The organism is Shewanella piezotolerans WP3, assembly GCF_000014885.1.
Lineage (GTDB): Bacteria > Pseudomonadota > Gammaproteobacteria > Enterobacterales > Shewanellaceae > Shewanella > Shewanella piezotolerans.
In genome coordinates, this window is the sequence record NC_011566.1 from 1,290,032 (window position 1) to 1,309,263 (window position 19,232).

A 19,232-nucleotide genomic window follows, 5' to 3' on the forward strand; every position below is an offset into this window, starting at 1 on the left:
TAGGTAAATTAAACTAAATTAAAAGAGGTACTCACTTATGAGTGAGTACCTCTTTGTTAAGCAACCAATGTAACTGGGCTACAAAGTCTTGCTTGCTCTATGAGTCGCTCGGTACAAATGATTCCGGAAAATGACGGGTGGTTGTTTCATCAATAATGACCGTAACATCTTGCTCAGCAGAGTCTATAAAGAAAGGAAGCGTGTCATCTTCTGGCTCACGAATATTAGCTATCTCCGGGTCGTCATTTTGCGCTAGACAGGTGTAACCTAGGCTATATGTGTCAGCAACCACAAAACCAAATTCATAGCCATAACCTAAGTTATTGCCTTCTGCGTCTTCAATTGGGTTTACTCTAGCTGAAGTAATAGGAGCAACCTGAGTGAGTACATTTGCACCGCTTCTAAAATCTGCCATGTCATCAAGTACCGTATCGCTTGGATAGAGATAAACAGCTGGAGAAAACTCTGAGCCACCGGCATTGGTTTCGCAAGTTGCCATGGTTTCAGGACTTATTTGTCCTGCGATTGCACCCACCTCAGCGTTATTGACCAATTGCACTGAAGTTGGCTTTAGCGTCCAGTACTCCTTATTCCCGTGAGGAGCTTGAAGGCCTTTAGATAGGTTAAATTCAGCGACGAAAGCGTTATTACCAGCGGCGATAGTAAATGCCTTGTTGAAAAATAAACGTCCAGTATTGTCTTCATCAGCGCCTTCGCCACCACAAGAACCATTACTGTTTGTCACTAACCCTTCAACAACGCCACCAACATATTCTCCGCTATCATCTTTAGAGGCGCCAGAAAGTACATAAGAGCTATCTGTATCTGATATTTCGTTGTTTTGCATATAGATACACATTTGGTATTCGCCGACAGCAACAGATTAGCCACTGACAAGTGTTTCGACATTTTGCCCTTGCACGCTTAGTAGGTCCACGTGTTGTAGCCCGTCCTCTCCAACTGAAACGTCGAATGAGACAGAGCCTTCACTGTTTTTTAATACCACTTGCTTAAAGGCGACATTAACAATATTTGCATCAGCAGGATTATCTGACACCCCAAGGGAGAATTTGCCGAACTCTTGTTCTGGACTGGAATCTGAATCAGAACCACAGCCAGATAACACGATGCTGGTTGCTATCGCGATACTCAAAGATGTGAGTTTTATATTTTTCATCATTGCTCCAAATCATATCACTCAGGATAATCATTATAGTAGTTATAAGTACTTTTGCTTATGCCAAATAGGGGGAAACCAAAGCCGTAATCCTTGATGAACACTGGCTTTGTCGACCAATACCCCAGCGGTACTATAGGGGAGTTTGAGATAAAGATCTGCTGAACAGTTATGGCAAATTTAACAAAATGGAGTGCAGCAGATTGTTCCTAATTTAAATCAACGCTTTAATTATTTAAGTGGAGAGATCATGTTTGAATTCCAATTGAGACTAGTGTTTTGTTAATGTTGAATATGTTGTCTATTGATGGGTTTTAGGTTGAGCTTTATTAAAATGCGAACTCGGTTCAGTGGTTTAGATAAAAATTGAGATTAGTTTTGTGTATGCTCCTGACAAAATTAAAACGTGTGTCAGGTTAACAATGAAAATAAGACTTTTAGTAAGTGCAGCAGCAATGAGTTTGGCGAGTGTTTCAGCTCAAGCAACCGATTTTACCTTGGGGCTTAATGATGACACCTTGCTAACTGATATACAGGTCGATTTAAATAAAGATGTTAATGCATCTGTAGAGTATATCTACTCTGATAATGGCGGTCAGATGCTATCTGGTGCTATGCATATAGCTCATGATGCTGGAGCGCATCATATTGAGATTGGGGCGAAGTTTTCTCAGCTTTGGTCTAAGAATAGTCAAAATGGTAATGTAGTCGGCATAGGCGGGCGCTACGCTTTGCACTTAGGTTCAAACGTTTCTGTGCACGGCTCAGGTTACTACTCGCCTTCAGTATTGTCGTTTGGTGATGTTGATGGTTCTTGGCAGGTTGATGGCAAGGTTCAATACCAACTAAATCCTTCATTAGCGCTTTTTGTCGGTTATAGAAATATTCGTTTCCAATATGATGATGCAGCCAATACTACATTTGACTCAGGCTTCTATTTAGGTGGCAGAGCGACTTTCTAGTATAGTCTAAGTTATGCAGCCAATAGCCCGGTGATGGCTATTGGTTGTTATATTCCTGTTTGAGTTTAATTCTGTTTTACCTAAATGACCCACTGCTAAGATCAGCCTCTCCTCCCACAGCTAAACATCTTCAATATTTAATCGTTGGCTTCAACAACAAAGTGCTTTTTACATTTTGATAAATGTTCGTTTCATGTAAACTTAAGTCAAATTATTGTCATATACGTGACTTTTGTCACGCTAGTTTCAATATAGTGCGGCCTTTAAAAACGGATTGTTCTTCCATGCACATAAAAATAATAACATTCATTTTGCTTATGCTGTCCATTATGGGCGGCAATGAAAGTGCGCATGCTAGTGCCGTTTTCGATCAAAAATACCTATTTGAAGCGGTAGAAGGAGGTAGCAACCCACAAGATTTTATGGCGATAATGCCTTGGATTAAGTCGCACTCGTTGCAGAGTAAGGTCTCATTGGCAGGCGGTGATTACTGGATGGCCAGTGCCTTTGTTATTGTCGGTAACGAAGGGAAGTGGAGCGTCAATGTCAAAAATGCCATTATTGAGTCTGTGGACTATTGGATTATTGGTGAAGATGGCTCCAAGCAATATTTTCACAGCGGGTATTATGCTCCTTATGAGTTTCTATTTGATTATGCACGTAATGTTGAATTAAAAAGGGAGACTAATTATTGGCTGGTGACTCGAGTTAGTAGCCGCTACTATTCATCACAACCTAAACTGCAACTCGAGCCTTACCAACAGCATCGACTCAAGTCTGATTTAAGTGCGATGTTCATCGTACTCTGTTTAGGGGCATTAGCTTCAATCGCTTTTTATAACTTACTTATCTATGCATCAATTAGAGATAAAGCATTTTTATATTACGGTTTTTATGTTTTAACTTATTTCACTGGTTGGGCATTAACCTTTCATATCCCGGCTCATCTTTTTGATTTGCACGCTTTGCAGTTACACCATCTATTTTTTATTGGTTTGCCGATTTTTAACATTCTTTTTTATAAACACTTTTTGCAATTGCCAGAGCACTCCCCAAGGCTATGGAAGTTGAGCAAATACTTAATGTGGGCCTGTATCATTGCCTTACCAACGAGTATTTATTTAATCTCATACACGGCTATTATTGCTTCGATACTGATCATGTTATGGATCGCTTTGGCGATAACCTGTGGCAATGTTTGTCTGTTAAAAGGCTTTTACCCTGCTCGATATTTCATATTCGCGTTTACCTGTTTATTGCTGCCCGCGGTACTTATTTTGCCCGGGAATATGGGGATCACCCCAGACTTTTTTGATAATGCTGAGTTAGCGACTCTTATTGGTGGCACGGCTGACGCGTTGCTGTTATCACTGGCATTGGCTCACAAAATCCGCATGTTGTCTGATGAAAAAGAGCGCTATATTGAAACGCTAGACATCGCTTGGAAAGAGGCTCGTATTGATGAACTTACAAAAACAGCAAATCGATTTGCCTTCGATGAGTTTATGAGACAGGAACAATCAATAGGTCCATCAGCTAATACTGAGTGTTATTTAGTCCTTATCACCATTGAAGGCTTGTCATTGGTGAATAAAAGATTAGGGCTGGGCGAGGGCGATAAGTTGATCTGCTTTGTGGCTAAACAGTTGGAAAGTCAGATTAAAAGCCGCCGCCAAGAGTATATTTATAGGGTTGGTGTGAATGATTTTGTGTTGTTCATTGATAAAGAGGATTTTGCTGAGGTTGAGCAGGCCACAGCCAGGATGGAATCGCACTTTAATGCTGAAGGCTTTAATGATGCGAGCTTACATGTTGGCCGCTGCTTGAATACCGAAGTGGTTAATAATCATGAATGGTTACGTAATGCAGATCAGAACCTGTATGCCAACAAGAGTATCAAGCGGCGCCAGTTATATGCGAAGCGCCTAAGCAGCACCCTTGATATGGATATGTAAGATCAACTTGAGGCTGACTAGGTTCAGCCTCAAAATGGGGTTGTTAACGGCGCCTACTTTCGCTAATGAAGTGCTCTTCAGAAAAGGCTTCTATTGGCGATCGTTTATTATTACTACGTTGCTCTTTTTTACGCTGCTTTAAGCGTTTGCTTTTACTGTCATCGTTAAAGCTATCATCGAAGTCATTGTGCCACTCCGCTTGCTGGTCAAACTCATAGGTGTTTCTCATCGACTTAACCCTAATGTTTACTATTATTTATGCACTAATTAGCCTAGATATTAAAAAGTGAATATGACACTGCAATGACAAAACGTAGCGCTATTGGATGGGGATATAAAAAGCCGTGCTTTTTGCACGGCTTTGTTATACCAATTGCATTAAGTATTTGGCCAGTTCAGAACCCCTCAGTCTTTTCAATTCAAAGCGCACCGGTAAAGAAATGGTTATTCCCTTTTAAGCCAATGCAAAGCAGAAGTGGAAAGACTGAGGGGCTCACGTAGTGCGGCTGAGGTTAAACAAATTGGCAAACGCTGTATGCTTCGCTATGGGATTTGGATATACGACTAAATGGTCTATTTTGTTCCATACAAAATAATACCAATTGCATTAAGTATTTGACCAGTTCAGAGCCCCTCAGTCTTTTCAATTCAAAGCGCATTGGTAAAGAAATGGTTGTTCCCTTTTAAGCCAATGCAAAGCAGAAGTGGAAAGACTGAGGAACTCACGTAGTGCGGGTTTCAAAACGCTGTATGATTCGCTATGGGATTTGGATATACGACTAAATGGATTTAGGAGGTAGAGCGAAGCAGGATGCCAGAGCCGAGAATAACTATTAGCTCAAATCCCACTACTTGCCTACAGCGTTTTGAATTCCCGCTGAATGGTCAAACTTTTAATGCAATTGGTATAAGACATTCCGGCCCTCCTTGGCGGTCAGATTTAGGAGGTACGAGACCAAGGATGGTCGAAGGTAGAATAATGCAGGAGCAATTATCGAGAGCGAAGCAGGATGCCAGAGCCGAGAATGACTATTAGCTCAAATTCCGCTACTTTCCTACAGCGTTTTGAATTCCCGCTGAATGGTCAAACTTTTAATGCAATTGGTATTAGTGTGACTTATACCAATCAGTATAAAGATTAGATCGCTCTGCGAGAGCTTAACGATTTTGAGGAAAGTTAATGAGTGAAGGGCATCGTTATTCACTCGTTAACCCAGTATCAGAACCGCTAAAAGTCGCCCGTAAGGAGTGGTTTTGGCTGCCTACTTCGGCAACGAATAAATTCATAAGGGAATAACCATTATGTCACTTATCCGCCTTGAATTAGTTCGCAAAAAACACTCTGAGTAGATCAACTTCCTATGCTGATTGCTATTATTGAGCCATGCGTTAGCTTACTCGGCGCATTTTGGCAACAAACATACCGTCTGTATCAGCATCTTGTGGCCAAACAGTTAGCATTGTTGCAGCTCGTCCGGTAAAGGGATGACTCAGCTGCTGGAGCGTAAAGTGCGGGTGCAGGCAAAGAAACTGCTTAACGACCTGTTCGTTTTCGACTGGTGAGAGCGAGCAAGTGGCATACACCAATTGACCATCGAGTTTGACAGCTTTTGCGCTACGGCTGAGAATGTCGAGCTGTAATGCTTGTTTATCGTTAACCACGGATACATCATCAAGCCAGCGCATATCAGGGTTGCGTCGCCAAGTTCCAGTGCAACTGCAAGGCGCATCAACAAGTACACCATCAAAGCTTTCAGCTGCAACTGGTAGAGATTCATCTTTCCAAGGTGAGGTTGATATGCCTTTAAAGCCCGCACGCTTTGCTCGCTTTGCTAGCTCTGCTAATGGCTTTCTTCGAATATCTGAAGCCGTTATAGAGCCTAAGCCTTTATCGTCTTGAGTAAGCATGAGTGAACGTAGCTGTAGCGATTTACCGCCTGCACCACTACAGGTGTCCCACCAATTATCATCTGACAGCGGTGCACAGATCTGTCCAATCACTTGCGAGCCTAGATCTTGGATCTCAAGCTGCCCATTTAGATAAGCTTTTATTCCATTAAGATTAATACTTTTATGCCCGAGATTCACCGTATCACTAAAAAACTCACTGGTTGAAGCGTCGATGCTCTCGCTTTGTAGTTGTGCACACAGTTGCTGAGCGGTGCATTTCTGTGCGCGTCCCCAAATTGGAGGGCGTGAGCTCATCGCTTCAATCAGTGCTAGTTCATCGATAGCATTAATATCGGTAATGTCCCAAAACCATATTGGCAGCAGATCCCGCGGGTTAAATTCAATGTCAGTAAATGATTGTTGCACATATTGGCATTTATCCACCACTGTCGGCATGGTTTTTGTGCTACTAACAATACTGTACTGGTTAGATTGGTTAGCAAACTCTCGCCAAGCTTCACTGAATTGATCCCAGTTGTGTTGCTCTAACTCAGCAACCATGGCAAGCGCGGCAAACCAACTTTCATCTTGCTCGGTACTGGTATGCACTTTTTTAAGCCAACCCCACCAGCGAAATAGCGCAAATAAGCTCTCTCTAATTACACGTCGATCTTTAGAACCATGTTTTTTATTAGCTCGAAAGTATTCGCCAACAATCCGATCAGCAGGCATTTCTTGCTCAAAAACACTATTAAATAGCTGATGAATTGTATTGCTATAACTCAATGCGCGTTTCTGAGCACTACTCTGTGCTTGAAATACATTCGCTGAAGATGTGGATGATTCGACCATGTAGATGTGCCTGACGCAGAAGCCTCAAAGGGCTCAAAGAAAAAGTGGCGCAATTGTAGCAGAGTCTAAGCTTAAGCGCCTCTATCAACATAGGGCGCCTATTTGTTTATCGATTTAAATATACAAGATCAACACTTAGTGTCATTAACTTTGTTATTCCACTAGTTGCTTTGCTTAATGAGCGGAATACCATTGGTCCCGACAGGAATGTATACGGTGGTATGGTTAGGTGAGTCAGCCATATGCCTTTGAGCGTTAATAGCCTCATGCTGTAGATAGTTAGCTGTCAAAGTGGTATTGATAATTTTCTGCGCCTCAGCAATGCCTTTGGCCTCTTCAATTCTAATCTCAGCATCCTTTTGAGCGATCTCTTTCTGTGTCGCTTTTTCTGACAGTAATTGTTGCGCTGCCAGCTTCTTTTCTACTGCAGTTGCGACAATCGCTGGATAGTTGATGTTACCGACTACGATGTTGGTTATCTCAAAAGGGGTTGGCTCAAGGTAAGCGGTTAGTTTATTTGCAACGGAATCTGCAATGCGTGAGCGATTCTCTTTTAAGGCTCGACTATCGTACTTTTGGACCTCGTCACGAACGTAAGTTCTAAAGGTTTCTCGAACGAACCTTGGGTACCAGTTTTCAGCGCCAAAGTCTTCGACTACATCTTTTACTGTATTTGCACGGATCCCGATTACCGCATGAAAATCAAAGCTAATACCAATTGCATTAAAAGTTTGACCATTCAGCGGGAATTCAAAACGCTGTAGGCAAATAGTGGGATTTGAGCTAATAGTTATTCTATATCCAAATCCTATAATGAAGCATACAACGTTTTGAAACCCGCACTTCGTGAGCACCTCAGTCTTTCCACTTCTGCTTTGCATTGTCTTAAAAGGGAATGACCATTTCTTTACCAAAGCGCTTTGAATTGAAAAGACTGAGGGGCTCTGAATTGGTCAAATACTTAATGCAATTGGTATGATATTCAAATCATCATTGGCTAGGATTTTGAAGTTTTCAGTGTAAGTATTTGGGCGCATATCAATATTAATCACCTGATTACGCCATAAGGAAACGCCGTAATTCGATGGGCCAGTCAGCGATCCTCTGTATCCACCTTCACCGAACACTCTTGGTTTCTCATAAACGTATCCCTCCTCTCCAGCAGGTGTGTTTGGGTTGGAGCAGCCGCTTAAAAAGGCGATGGCTAAAAGCGGCGGAAAGATCCATTTTAAAGCTGTTTTACGTCGACTGTTTTTTTCTTTAAACATGGTTAAGTCCATTATTGTGTTTAAATTTTCGTTAGCCCATTTTCATACTGGCTTTGGCGGTTAGTAATCTAAATCCAGTGCAAAACAAAGGTAACGCATTAGCTGCTGACAATGCTCAAATTCAGTGGAACAAAAGTCGCCAAAGTCTGCGGCGCAGACTTGCTCGATTGAGATAGCTTTGATAGCAATAAAATCCTTGCGCTTAAGCTCTTCTAACATTGGATGGCTTTTGTCGTAGCCTTTTGGCGGCCTTATAAGCTGACTGCCTTCCATATTAAACCCAGCCTGAGTTAGAGCTTTCAAGGCCTTTTTATAGCCATTGGGATTTTCGTCAATACAGCTGCGTATCGCGTTTAATGCCTTTGATTCTGGATGCCAAATCCCGGCACCAAGAAAGCAGCCGTCGTTGGCTATATGTAAATAAAGACCTGGGGCATGCACATCCTTGCCTTGAAAATGACGAAATTGAATGCCGACATTAGTTTTATAAGGTGTTTTGTCCTTGCTGAAGCGGCTGTCGCGTTGGGGGCGCATCATACTGCCGCCAACCTTTTTAGGCACAGCGGTCAACCTAGGCGAAAGCGCTAATACCGATGGCTGCATCGCTTTAATAAACTGCAATGCTGGCGTGCGTACTTGCTGTTCATACCGTGTTTGGTTTGCTTTAAACCATTCACGATCATTGTTAACTGACAGTTCATTTAGGAAATCAAAACTTGCTGGTGAAAACATGATTCAGTTCTCAAAGTGATTTAATTACTGATTAACATAGCAAAATAGTGACATGATGACATGCACTATTGGCTCACTTGATTGAGAAAGACACTATTGGTAGTGGGTCGTTTAGCGCTATAATACTCAGTATTTGGTGCAGCCTAGAGATCCGGGTTTTCCCTTATTGATACTGTACTTTTGTCCGTTGTGGCTAGATATATAAAGGAATGTTATGAAAGTTTGGGTTGATGCTGATGCCTGTCCAGGTGTAACTAAAGAAACACTATTTCGAGCAGCTGACAGAGCAGAGATTGAAACTATATTGATCGCCAATCATAGCGTGAGGATCCCGCCTTCACGGTTTATAAAAATGGTGACTGTTTCATCAGGTTTCGATGTCGCTGATGATGAGATTGTTAAGCGACTCACAGCTGGAGATTTGGTCATTACAGCAGATATACCGCTGGCGGCTGAAGTGATCGAGAAGGGCGGATTAGCGCTAAACCCGCGAGGTGAGCTTTACACTGAGCAAAATATTAAGTCGATTTTAAATATGCGTGATTTTATGGATACCATGCGCGCGAGCGGTGTGCAAACAGGAGGGCCTGCTGCGATGAGTCAAAGTGAAAGACAAGCCTTTGCTAATCAATTAGATCGCCTTATCACTAAATTTAAGCAGCAAAAAAAATAGCGTTGATTTTTTGTTCCAATCTCATTTCTGCAGCGTGACCGCCTTATACCAATTGCATTAAAAGTTTGACCATTCAGCGGGAATTCAAAACGTTGTAGGCAAGTAGTGGGATTTGAGCTAATAGTTATTCTATATCCAAATCCCATAGCGAAGCATACAGCGTTTTGAAACCCGCACTACGTGAGCCCTTCAGTCTTTCCACTTCTGCTTTGCATTGGCTTAAAAGGGAATAACCATTTCTTTACCAATGCGCTTTGAATTGAAAAGGCTGAGGGGCTCTGAAATGGTCAAATACTTAATGCAATTGGTATTATTCCATCAAATTTGGCTGTTAATTTCATAATCAACAGCCAGTCGCTTTTGTTACAACATTCTCTTGCTCGATAGGGTCCCCTTCAAAATTGACTTACTGTGTTTTTTGGCTGTTTGCTTCTGCGATCAAATCGAGTCGAATAGCGCGTTGTATTGGGACAAACCTCCAAATATGACTATTATTGTAATGGTTAAGTTAATTATTTAACTGCCTTTTTGTATTTTGTTAGTTAACATAGCAAACATGTCTTGGCGCTGAGAGTTGTTTGACTATAGCGATGGGTTATCGATATGCGATGGTTAATATTGGTTCTTGGAGTTTATATCTTGGCGGCGGGGAGTGCATATGCTCGTGATTGGCATGATAGTGATGCTGATGGAGTCCCTGATAAAAAAGATGCCTGTGTACAGTCGCAAGTAGATCAAAGAGTAAATGCTAGTGGCTGTGCTTACAAGGCGCGAACTACAACCCTTTGTCTGAGAACCATAACCGGAGTTTTTTACCCGGCCAGTTGCACGCAATTGTCATCTAATATTGTTAAATTTGAGTTTGCAAAATCTGAAATATTATCGAGTCAAAGAGCTGTGCTTGAGCGTATATCCGCATGGTTAACTCAGGTTCCTGCTCGGTTATTACTTGTTGGTTACACTGACTCTATTGGAGGTGAAGCCTTTAATCATAGATTGTCATTATTGCGGGCAAAAAGTGTTAAGCAAGCTTTAATTACTGAGTTTAATTTCGAACCTGAACGTTTTGACATAAAGGGTGTTGGAAGCCAAGCTCCTATTGCAAATAACCGTACAGGTAGTGGCCGGGCATTAAATAGAAGAGTTGAATTTTACGTTGTTTTTTAAAACATAAATTAAAAGTTAAGGGAGTATATACATGGATAACTTGCAAGGTCTGATGGATCAAGCACCAGAGCTGATAGTCACCTATGGCATGAAAATATTATTCGCGATAATCATTTTTGTGATTGGTAAGTTCTTAGCTGGTGTTGCAAAAAAACTCACCACCAAATTGCTTAAAAAACGCAAAGTTGATGAAACAGTAACATCGTTTGTTAGCAATATTGCTTGGTCGCTGGTATTGGTATTCACCATCGTTGCTACGCTAGGGCAGATTGGTGTGCAAACCGCATCTCTTGTCGCTGTTATTGGTGCCGCAGGCTTAGCGGTTGGTTTAGCGCTACAAGGTTCGCTATCTAACTTTGCTGCCGGCGTGTTGATGGTATTGTTCCGTCCTTGCAGAGTGGGTGATTATGTTGAGGCTGCAGGAATTGCAGGCACAGTAAGCGAAATTACGATCTTCTCGACCAAACTGCTTACCCCAGATAATAAAGTTATCATTGCACCAAACTCGGCAATGATGGATGGCACTATTGTTAACTATTCGGCAATGGAAACTCGCCGTTTAGATTTGGTGATTGGTGTGTCGTATGACGCTAACCTTGCCGAAACTAAGAAGGTGCTGACCTCTATATTAGATAACAGCCAATATGTGCTTAAAGATCCGGCTTATACAGTAGCTGTTGCTGAGCTTGCTGATTCATCGGTCAACTTTGTCGTTCGCCCATGGGTTAAAGGTAGTGACTACTGGCCTGCTCATTTTGAAATCCTTGAGCAAATTAAAGTGGCACTTGATGAAGCGGGAATTGGCATTCCATACCCACAGATGGACCTGTATGTGAAAGAGACACCTGCCTGCTAACCGTGATTTACGTTAAGGAAGGCCGGCAGTTGCTGGCCTTTTTTATGGCGGATTGACTAGGGGCTGTAGATCTTTCGAGCTTAGTTTTTGTTCGGTTCTTTACCGTAAGGAATAATGCTTCTAGTACAAAGCTTGAGCGATAAAGCTTAGCTGGCTAAGTGAAAAGCTCATAACAGCGTAATAGAAGCATTGAATCGAACCCAAAGGGCAGCGTTTCTTGGCTATTTTTACTGTGTTGTAGACTATTTGTGGAGAATAACTAAACGGCATAGCCTCCGCCTTGTCAAAATAGCCAATAAACTACGGCAAAAACAACCGTGAAAGATCAACTGCCCCTAGTGAGAGCTGTCAGACTGATATTGATAGTCAAATTTTGGCATTGACCATTGGTAACGGATCGCTAGCATTCTAAAACAAAAACCAAACAAGACTGCAGTCGAAAGGCTTAACCACTCAACGACGCCATTGAACTTCATTAGCACATAGAGGGTTGCCGTGAGTAGTGCTACCAATGCATACAGCTCTTTCTTAAAAATAAGTGGTACTTGATTACATAATATGTCGCGAATAACGCCGCCAAAAACACCAGTAACAACGCCCATGACAATCGCGATTTCTGCGCTGTAACCTAGCATTAAGGTTTTTTGCGCACCAACGATTGAAAATACTGCCAGCCCAACAGCATCGATCGCCAGAAATAATCGCGATAGATAACGCATTAAAGGTGCGATCATCACGGTCAGCAGGGATGCCGCCGCAATTGCGAGCAGATAGTGGGCATTTTCAATCCATATAATTGGATAGTTACCCAAGAGCATATCGCGAAGGGTGCCACCGCCAATTGCAGTAACGCAACCAATGATCACCACCCCAAATAGATCCATCTGTTTTTTTCCTGCGGCTAGGGCACCAGTCATTGCTTCCGCTAAGATACCGATGAGCCACAAAGCACTAATTACTTTTACTTCCAACATAAAATGCACTAGCTAACTAAAAGGAAGCGAATTTTGCCCTCGTTTTGTCAATAAAGATAGTGATTAAATTTATTTTTACCATTAAAAAAACTAATGCTTGTTGTGTTGTTGGTTGTCAGTATGGCTAGCTATGATAAGAGGTGTGATAAGTTTCACCCTGGTTTTACTTGTTGAGTGATATTAATGATGGTTGGTTATATTCATTTGCAAGGTGTTTTTTAGTGGGTGTAGGTTAAGGGCTGTTTATTTGTTGAGCTATCTATTAATTTGGTGCTGGTGCTAGCGCCATAGGCACAGTAGTATTGGCCATTGAGTACGAAACACAATATCGATAATGAGGTCAGTAATGATAGATTTTCGCAGTGATACCGTCACTAAACCTACCGCGGCAATGCGCGCGGCTTTTGGCGTTGCAGAGGTCGGAGACGATGTATATGGTGATGATCCAAGCGTAAATTACCTTGAAGATATGGCGGCAGAAATGTTCGGTTTTGATGGTGCATTATTTACCTCATCAGGCACGCAAGCCAATTTACTTGCCTTAATGGGTCATTGTGAGCGCGGCGACGAATACCTGTGTGGCCAACAAGCGCACAACTATAAGTTTGAAGGTGGTGGCGCAGCTGTATTAGGCAGTATTCAACCGCAGCCATTAACTAACCAAGCTGATGGCAGTATTTTACTCACCGATATTGAAGCGGCAATTAAGCCAGATGACATCCATTTTGCCCGTACTCGATTATTGAGTTTGGAAAACACTATTGGCGGTAAAGTTGTGCCACAAGGCTATTTAGCCCAAGCACAGAGTTTGGCGTTTGAGAAGGGGCTAAAAATCCATCTTGATGGCGCTCGCGTGGCTAATGCTGCAGTTGCACAGAACTTACCCATTACTGAAATCACCCAATATTTCGACTCTGTTTCTATCTGTTTATCAAAGGGGCTATGCGCACCTGTCGGCTCAATATTGTTAGCCGATGAGCGCTTGATCAAAAAAGCCCGTCGCTGGCGAAAAGTATTAGGTGGGGGGATGCGCCAAGCGGGAATTTTGGCCGCGGCTGCGCAGTTAGCATTGACCGATCAAGTTGAACGATTGGCAGAAGATCATGATAACGCCAGCTACTTAGCGTCACAATTGTCAGCCATTAGCTGTTTCGATGTTGATATGTCTTTAGTGCAGACCAATATGGTATTTGCCACTGTTGTTGGCGAGATAGATATTAATGTTGTCGCTAAAGAGCTTAAGCAAAAAGGGATACTCATTAGTGCCGGGAATACGTTACGTTTAGTCACTCATGCAGATATATCTCGTACTGATATCGATAGCTTTATTCGTGAGCTTAAAGTGATCTTACAGCGATAGATAATGCCCGTTGCTTAACGTGCAGCTCAAATAATTAAAAGCCCCTAATAGCGAGGGGCTTTTTGTTTGTCGATTACCTCGTAGCTTCCCGAAAGATTAATGCTTATGGCCACTTTCTCCGCCTGAAAGTTTATTGCCTTCGCTGTCGTAAAAACCACTACTACCATGTTGGATAAAACCCTGATGGATCATTTTAGCGATGAAGGGATCTGACTCATTGTCGCCGACATCGGCGAAATCAATATCTTGGTAGCCTGAGATCAGCGCGCTAAACTCATCGTTGGAAAAAGGTGTTAACTCAACTAGTTGATACTGCATGCTGCCGTTAGCATTACTAACGACAAAAGAGTGCGGTAGCGCTAATTTATCAATCCAGCTAACAACAAGCTTGTGACCTGATTGATCTCCACTGTATTGCTGCGTGATACAGGTATCTAGCAGGTTTGTCTTGCTGATAGGTCGTTGCTGCAAGCCTTTAATCGTTGCTGGAGAGATAAGGTGGTTCAGCTGCTCGAAATTGAAGTGCATATTAAGCGAGAGGAGATCGCCTTTTCGGTAACTCACTGAGCGACGCTCATTAGGAAAATAACGGACATACTCTCCACGGCGATCCCATAATTCAAAGCTCTGCGGATTATGCTGATAGATAAGCTGCTGTTTATTACGCAGCAAGGTAATTTCACGGTTACCGCCATTACTGTTGCTGACGACATAGCGCGCACTGAGATGTGAGGCATCGATTGTACTTTCTGTTGATTGGCATTGCGTTGCATAAACTGCTGAGCTGAAGAATTGACTGATTAAGCCACCAGCTAATAGTAGTACAGTGCGCGTCGATAATGCTATAGAGCCTAATGGGTACTGCATGCTCACTCCTTAAAAGGGCTGAATCTTGATTTGGTTTTTGTGTTTTACTTGTGCCTAAGGCCTCTAATACTCGAAGCTAGATAATGCTAGTTATAGCCACTGACTACTAACTGAGTTCAGTGGCTGTCAACATCACCTCTGTTATAGAACGCTTAGTTACGGCTGCATCGCTGCAGCTTTTTCTACTAAGCTTGCAGCGTGGTTCATTACGTGGAAGATGTGGTTTTGCTCAACCGTGCCTTGAACAAGGTGTGAACCAGGACCGCTGGCGAATATACCAACATCTTCACCAGCATGAGTTTCGCTGCCCAGTGGCACGAGTGCCTCTTGATGGAAACCTGCATGTTGGGTGTCTACGTAATTCAGATCGAAGCGACCTGGCGCAGCAGCGTAGCCGTATCGCTCATCGCCACCAGTTGCTAAGCTGGCATAGCCTAAGCCGTTAGCGTAGCCAACAGTTGTGTATGGCAAGCCGTTAGAGTCTGTAGCATTCGTGATGGCAGGTAGACCATCTGAACCGTTACCTTTTACCAGACCTAGAATTGGGTTGCCGCGGGTAGGGTAACCTGCAATGGTAAATACGTGGCTGTGGTCAGCGGTGACCATTAGTAACGTATCTTTCTCTGAGGTTTTTTCCATCGCAATGCGTACCGCTTCAGACAGCGCGATAGTGTCATGTAAAGCACGGGCAGCATTACCTGCATGGTGGGCGTGGTCGATACGACCCGCTTCAATGATAAGCACAAATCCTTTGTCATTCTTTTGCAGAATATCAATTGATTTCGCGGTCATTTCAGCAAGAGATGGTTCACCTGTCACGCCGGTAGTGGTGCGATCAAAGTCATATTCCATGTGAGAGGAGTTGAATAACCCTAAGGCGTGATCTGTGCTGCTTGGATCAAGTGTTAGAAAGCTGTCTCTGTCGGTCACATAAGCCGCGTTGTTGTACTTTGCTAACCATTCATCAGTTAGGTTTCGATTATCGAGGCGTTTACCTGATTTTCCTTCGGGATCTGTCATTGTGTTCGGAATAAACGCGCGTCGACCTCCACCCATGACCACATTGAGCCCGTTACCAAAGTCAAAGTCGAGCAGTTGTGATGCGATGTCCTTACAGCCATTTGTTACTGCCTCAGCTGGCAGATCTGCATCGCTCTCCCAGTTGCGCTCAGGAGCGTGGGCATAAGTTGCTGCAGGGGTTGCATGAGTGATGCGCGCTGTAGAGACTACACCAGTTGACAACCCTGCCATTGCCGCAAGTTCAAGTGAGGTGACAAGGTTTTGCCCGGCGGTTGAAGCGCAGTTGCCACGGCTGACGCCTTCCGCTTGCGACAGCACACCTACATCAGTTTTTACACCTGTAACCATTGCAGTCATAGTGCCCGCCGAATCCGGTGTTTGACCATCAACATTATAGGTCTTGGCTAGCCCTAAGTAAGGCAAGGTTTCAAACGATAGTGAGTTTTCTTCACCGGTTTGTCCTTTCAATTGCCCTTCTAAAATGCGTGCTGCAGTGACGGTTGATACGCCCATACCATCGCCTACAAATAGAATAATATTCTTGGCTGCTCCAGCTTGGTTTTCAACGGTTAAGCCATCGGCTTTTGCGACTCTTGCTTGTCCGTCAATAAACCACTGGTTAGCTGCGGTCCAGTCTTGGCCGTTGCTACCATTTCCACCATTGCTGCCATCATTTCCGTTGCTACCATCAGCGCCGTTATCACCATCGCTGCCACAAGCTGCTAAACCAAGCATTGCTGCAATCGAAAGTACGAGTAATTTCTTGTTCATTTTTAACTCCAATTGTTGGGTACTATCGCTGACATACTTAATGCGTCAACAGAAATTGATTAATGACCTTTTAGGTATTAATACTTAGTACCGCCTAGCGTTTGTGCTTGGTTGATGATGTGGAAGATAACGTTCTGCTCAATAACACCTTGGATAAGATCTGAGCCCGGGCCCGTTGCATGAAGCGTGATATCTTCACCTGCATGGGTTTCACTGCTCATAGGTACCAGTGATTGCTGCATGAAGTCTTTATCTTGGGTATCGATAGAGCTCAAATCATCACGCGTGCCAACTACGGCGCCAGGACCGTTGGTGTAACCTACTGTGGTGTATGGCTTTCCATCTTGAGCGATAGCCAAGTCGCCACCAACATTGTGGACCAAACCAAGTATTGGATTACCGCGCTTTGGGTAGCCTGCGATAGTAAATACATGGCTATGATCGGCGGTAACCATAATGAGTGTTTCATCAGGGTCGGTTGCTTCAACTGCGGCTCTTACCGCATTTGATAGCTCAACCGTGTCCATCATGGCGCGGTAAGCATTGCCTGAATGGTGTGCATGATCGATGCGACCTGACTCAACGATAAGCAGATAGCCATCTTCGTTCTTATTGAGTAGCTCAATCGATTTACTGGTCATCTCTGTCAGAGAGGGTTCACCAGCGGTATCATCAGCTCTATCAGCCTCATACTCCATATGAGAGGAGTTAAATAAACCCAACAGGTGATCAGTAGTGCTCACGTCAATGGCGTCAAAACCCGCTTTATCCCAAACGTAGGCTGAGTTGCTTAAGTTTTCAGTCCAAGCAGCCGTTAAATCGACACCATCAGAGCGGCGACCACTTTTGTTTTCACCATCGGTGACATCATTTGGAATGAAGTTACGACGACCACCGCCCAGTGCCACACTTAAAGCATCCGCTTCATCGCGCATAACGAGCTGATAGGCGATGTCTTTACACTCATTTGCGATAGCTTCAGCTGGAAGATTGGAATCTGCTTCCCAGTTGCGCTCAGGAGACGCCGCGTAAGCAGCGGCAGGCGTTGCATGGGTGATCCGGGCAGTGCTGACAACCCCTGTTGATAGGCCTTTGGCATTAGCCAGATCAATTAAAGTAATAAGCTCGTTACCTTTAGACGATAGGCAGTTCGCACGCAGGCTATTGTCGGATACTGATAACACGCCCGCTTTAGATTTAACGCCAGTGACAATCGCTGTCATGGTGCCAGCAGAGTCTGGGGTTTGTTGGTTAGTGTTGTAGGTTTTAACCAATGCTGTTTTTGGAAACTGCTCAAAACTTAAAAAGTTTTCTTCGCCACCTTGGTTGCCTGTTTGTTGCTGCCCTTCAAAAATGCGTGCAGCGGTTAAGGTTGAAACACCCATGCCGTCACCGACAAATAAAATCACGTTTTTAGCTTTTTTAGCTGTTGTTTGTTGAGTTTTATCGCTAACTAGCTTCGCGCTATCTTTAAACCATTGGCTATCAGTTTGATTGCTCGGCAGTACAGCTGCATTGGCTGCGATTGTAACCAGACTGCAAGAGGCTATAGCCGCTATCTTTTTGATATTAATCACTATCATCACCGTCAATTTGTATTATTTAAAGGAGGTTTGTTTGTGGCGCAGTGATTGTCGGGCACAAGCATGACGATATCGCGATGATTTTGTGTCAGTTTTATTGCTGATTAAATCCGATGCTGGCTAATACCTTTCACCTACCTTGCCGCACTGCTGCATCAACAGTGTGCAAACCAACTTATGGGGACGTCTCTTCTTCCGCTTAGCTTTTGAAATTAAGGAGGTTAATGTTTGGCCTGCTAGTTACTACTTTGTAGGTGCTTTGCGTTGCAAAAGCTGAGGTAAAAAATGGGCAAAACGTTGTATGCTTCGTTATAGGATTTGGATATACGACTAAATGGTCTATTTTGTTCTGTACAAAATATGACATTCCAGCCCTCCTTGGCGGTCAGATTTAGCAGGTACGAGACTAAGGATGGTCGAAGGTAGAATAATGCAGGAGCAATTATCGAGTGCGAAGCAGGATGGTAGAGCCGAGAATAACGATTAGCTCAAATCCCACTACTTGCCTAAAGCGTTTTGAATTCCCGCTGAATGGTCAAACTTTTAGTGCACTTGGTATTAATCCTGCTCCTTCACTAATTGGTGGTCAGCTTTTGATTTGGATTGATGAAGAGGGCGCTATTTTTGCCGGTGGCCAAATGCAGAGCCAAAGTCCTGTGACTAAGTTGATTTCTGAGGTGAATTTTATGACGGCAGTAAGTCAGGGGATGTTATCTAGTTTGCTTTATCTGTATTAATTTACGCTTCAGGCGTAATCACAGTATCTTGCAAAGTGGGTAATAAACTCTCCCATGCTCCCAAGTCCGTATCGAAAAAATGGTATTCGTTCATGTTAATGAGCAAGGGGGCCGTCACACAGGGGCTGCGTTCATGCAGCTTAAACTTAGGGGGACTTATAGCGTATCGTCTTCGCTAAGGTCATTTTTTACTGAATTAACCGCATCGCGGGATGCATGACCAATTGCGCGGGTGGCATCACGACTTGCGTGACCAATGTCGGTAGTGACCTCTTTGGTGGTTGCACCGATTTGACGGCCAGCGTCTTTGAGTTCTGCACATGCGCTTAGTGTGCTAAGTGCAATAATCGTCATTGCAAGCGTTGATAGTTTCATAGCTTAATACCAA

Annotated in this window: 17 protein-coding genes and 2 pseudogenes; 7 read left to right on the forward strand and 12 right to left on the reverse strand. The window is 43.4% G+C overall.

Annotation, left to right across the window (positions count from 1 at the left end; all coding sequences use genetic code 11):
* Positions 1-97 precede the first annotated feature (97 nt).
* A pseudogene (locus tag SWP_RS05645) lies at positions 98-1,168 on the reverse strand (DUF4382 domain-containing protein).
* Positions 1,169-1,599: 431 nt separating this feature from the next.
* Here SWP_RS05645 and SWP_RS05650 point away from each other — a divergent pair.
* On the forward strand, positions 1,600-2,139 hold the full coding sequence (locus tag SWP_RS05650; RefSeq protein WP_044555700.1) for a YfaZ family outer membrane protein: 540 nt from the start codon (positions 1,600-1,602) through the stop codon (positions 2,137-2,139).
* 284 nt (positions 2,140-2,423) lie between these two features.
* Entirely contained in the window at positions 2,424-4,094 is a 1,671-nt protein-coding gene (locus SWP_RS05655; RefSeq protein WP_044555701.1) for a 7TM diverse intracellular signaling domain-containing protein, read from the forward strand.
* A gap of 43 nt (positions 4,095-4,137) precedes the next feature.
* On the opposite strand, the gene SWP_RS05660 is transcribed toward SWP_RS05655, so the two are convergent.
* The 5 genes and pseudogenes from SWP_RS05660 to SWP_RS05685 all read right to left on the reverse strand — a co-directional run bounded on the left by SWP_RS05660 (position 4,138) and on the right by SWP_RS05685 (position 8,836).
* Entirely contained in the window at positions 4,138-4,323 is a 186-nt protein-coding gene (locus SWP_RS05660; RefSeq protein ID WP_020911447.1) for a hypothetical protein, read from the reverse strand.
* Between the two features lie 1,160 nt (positions 4,324-5,483).
* Positions 5,484-6,836 (reverse strand): RsmB/NOP family class I SAM-dependent RNA methyltransferase, encoded by a 1,353-nt coding sequence (locus SWP_RS05670; RefSeq protein WP_020911449.1) that lies wholly within the window; start codon positions 6,834-6,836, stop codon positions 5,484-5,486.
* Between the two features lie 161 nt (positions 6,837-6,997).
* Positions 6,998-7,690, reverse strand: a complete 693-nt coding sequence (locus tag SWP_RS05675; RefSeq protein ID WP_228371118.1) for an SPFH domain-containing protein — start codon at positions 7,688-7,690, stop codon at positions 6,998-7,000.
* Between the two features lie 126 nt (positions 7,691-7,816).
* Positions 7,817-8,059: pseudogene (locus SWP_RS05680) on the reverse strand (hypothetical protein); the annotation flags it as partial.
* Positions 8,060-8,164: 105 nt separating this feature from the next.
* Positions 8,165-8,836, reverse strand: coding sequence for a DUF2461 domain-containing protein (locus SWP_RS05685; protein WP_020911453.1), 672 nt, complete (start codon positions 8,834-8,836; stop codon positions 8,165-8,167).
* A 214-nt stretch (positions 8,837-9,050) separates the two neighbouring features.
* On the opposite strand from SWP_RS05685, the gene SWP_RS05690 reads away from it, so the two are divergent.
* The 3 genes from SWP_RS05690 (at position 9,051) to SWP_RS05700 (ending at position 11,532) form a co-directional block, all read left to right on the forward strand.
* The gene (locus tag SWP_RS05690; RefSeq protein WP_020911454.1) at positions 9,051-9,509 is read left to right on the forward strand and encodes a YaiI/YqxD family protein; all 459 of its coding nucleotides are present in this window, start codon (positions 9,051-9,053) and stop codon (positions 9,507-9,509) included.
* A gap of 603 nt (positions 9,510-10,112) precedes the next feature.
* On the forward strand, positions 10,113-10,676 hold the full coding sequence (locus SWP_RS05695) for an OmpA family protein (RefSeq protein ID WP_020911455.1): 564 nt from the start codon (positions 10,113-10,115) through the stop codon (positions 10,674-10,676).
* Positions 10,677-10,707: 31 nt separating this feature from the next.
* The gene (locus tag SWP_RS05700) at positions 10,708-11,532 is read left to right on the forward strand and encodes a mechanosensitive ion channel family protein (protein ID WP_020911456.1); all 825 of its coding nucleotides are present in this window, start codon (positions 10,708-10,710) and stop codon (positions 11,530-11,532) included.
* A gap of 120 nt (positions 11,533-11,652) precedes the next feature.
* On the opposite strand, the gene SWP_RS24115 is transcribed toward SWP_RS05700, so the two are convergent.
* A complete protein-coding gene (locus SWP_RS24115) occupies positions 11,653-11,802 on the reverse strand; it encodes a hypothetical protein (RefSeq protein ID WP_020911457.1) in 150 nt (49 codons plus the stop codon).
* A gap of 65 nt (positions 11,803-11,867) precedes the next feature.
* Positions 11,868-12,506, reverse strand: a complete 639-nt coding sequence (locus tag SWP_RS05705) for a trimeric intracellular cation channel family protein (protein ID WP_020911458.1) — start codon at positions 12,504-12,506, stop codon at positions 11,868-11,870.
* A gap of 346 nt (positions 12,507-12,852) precedes the next feature.
* Between SWP_RS05705 and ltaE the strand changes: the two genes are divergently transcribed.
* Positions 12,853-13,866 carry a low-specificity L-threonine aldolase gene (gene ltaE, locus SWP_RS05710; RefSeq protein ID WP_020911459.1) on the forward strand — a complete coding sequence of 338 codons (1,014 nt, stop codon included), beginning with the start codon at positions 12,853-12,855 and terminating at the stop codon, positions 13,864-13,866.
* Positions 13,867-13,962: 96 nt separating this feature from the next.
* Here the strand turns inward: ltaE and SWP_RS05715 are convergent, their stop codons facing one another.
* The 3 genes from SWP_RS05715 to SWP_RS05725 form a co-directional block, all read right to left on the reverse strand.
* The gene (locus SWP_RS05715) at positions 13,963-14,733 is read right to left on the reverse strand and encodes a hypothetical protein (protein WP_020911460.1); all 771 of its coding nucleotides are present in this window, start codon (positions 14,731-14,733) and stop codon (positions 13,963-13,965) included.
* Between the two features lie 156 nt (positions 14,734-14,889).
* Positions 14,890-16,524: an alkaline phosphatase family protein gene (locus tag SWP_RS05720; protein WP_020911461.1), complete on the reverse strand. Its 1,635-nt coding sequence runs from the start codon at positions 16,522-16,524 to the stop codon at positions 14,890-14,892.
* A gap of 77 nt (positions 16,525-16,601) precedes the next feature.
* Complete coding sequence (locus tag SWP_RS05725; protein WP_044555704.1) at positions 16,602-18,107, reverse strand: alkaline phosphatase; 1,506 nt, start codon at positions 18,105-18,107, stop codon at positions 16,602-16,604.
* A gap of 449 nt (positions 18,108-18,556) precedes the next feature.
* Here SWP_RS05725 and SWP_RS05730 point away from each other — a divergent pair, with 449 nt between their 5' ends.
* Complete coding sequence (locus SWP_RS05730) at positions 18,557-18,844, forward strand: hypothetical protein (protein WP_228371119.1); 288 nt, start codon at positions 18,557-18,559, stop codon at positions 18,842-18,844.
* Positions 18,845-19,000: 156 nt separating this feature from the next.
* Here SWP_RS05730 and SWP_RS05735 read toward each other — a convergent pair whose 3' ends face one another.
* The gene (locus SWP_RS05735) at positions 19,001-19,219 is read right to left on the reverse strand and encodes a hypothetical protein (RefSeq protein WP_020911464.1); all 219 of its coding nucleotides are present in this window, start codon (positions 19,217-19,219) and stop codon (positions 19,001-19,003) included.
* Between the last annotated feature and the right edge of the window lie 13 nt (positions 19,220-19,232).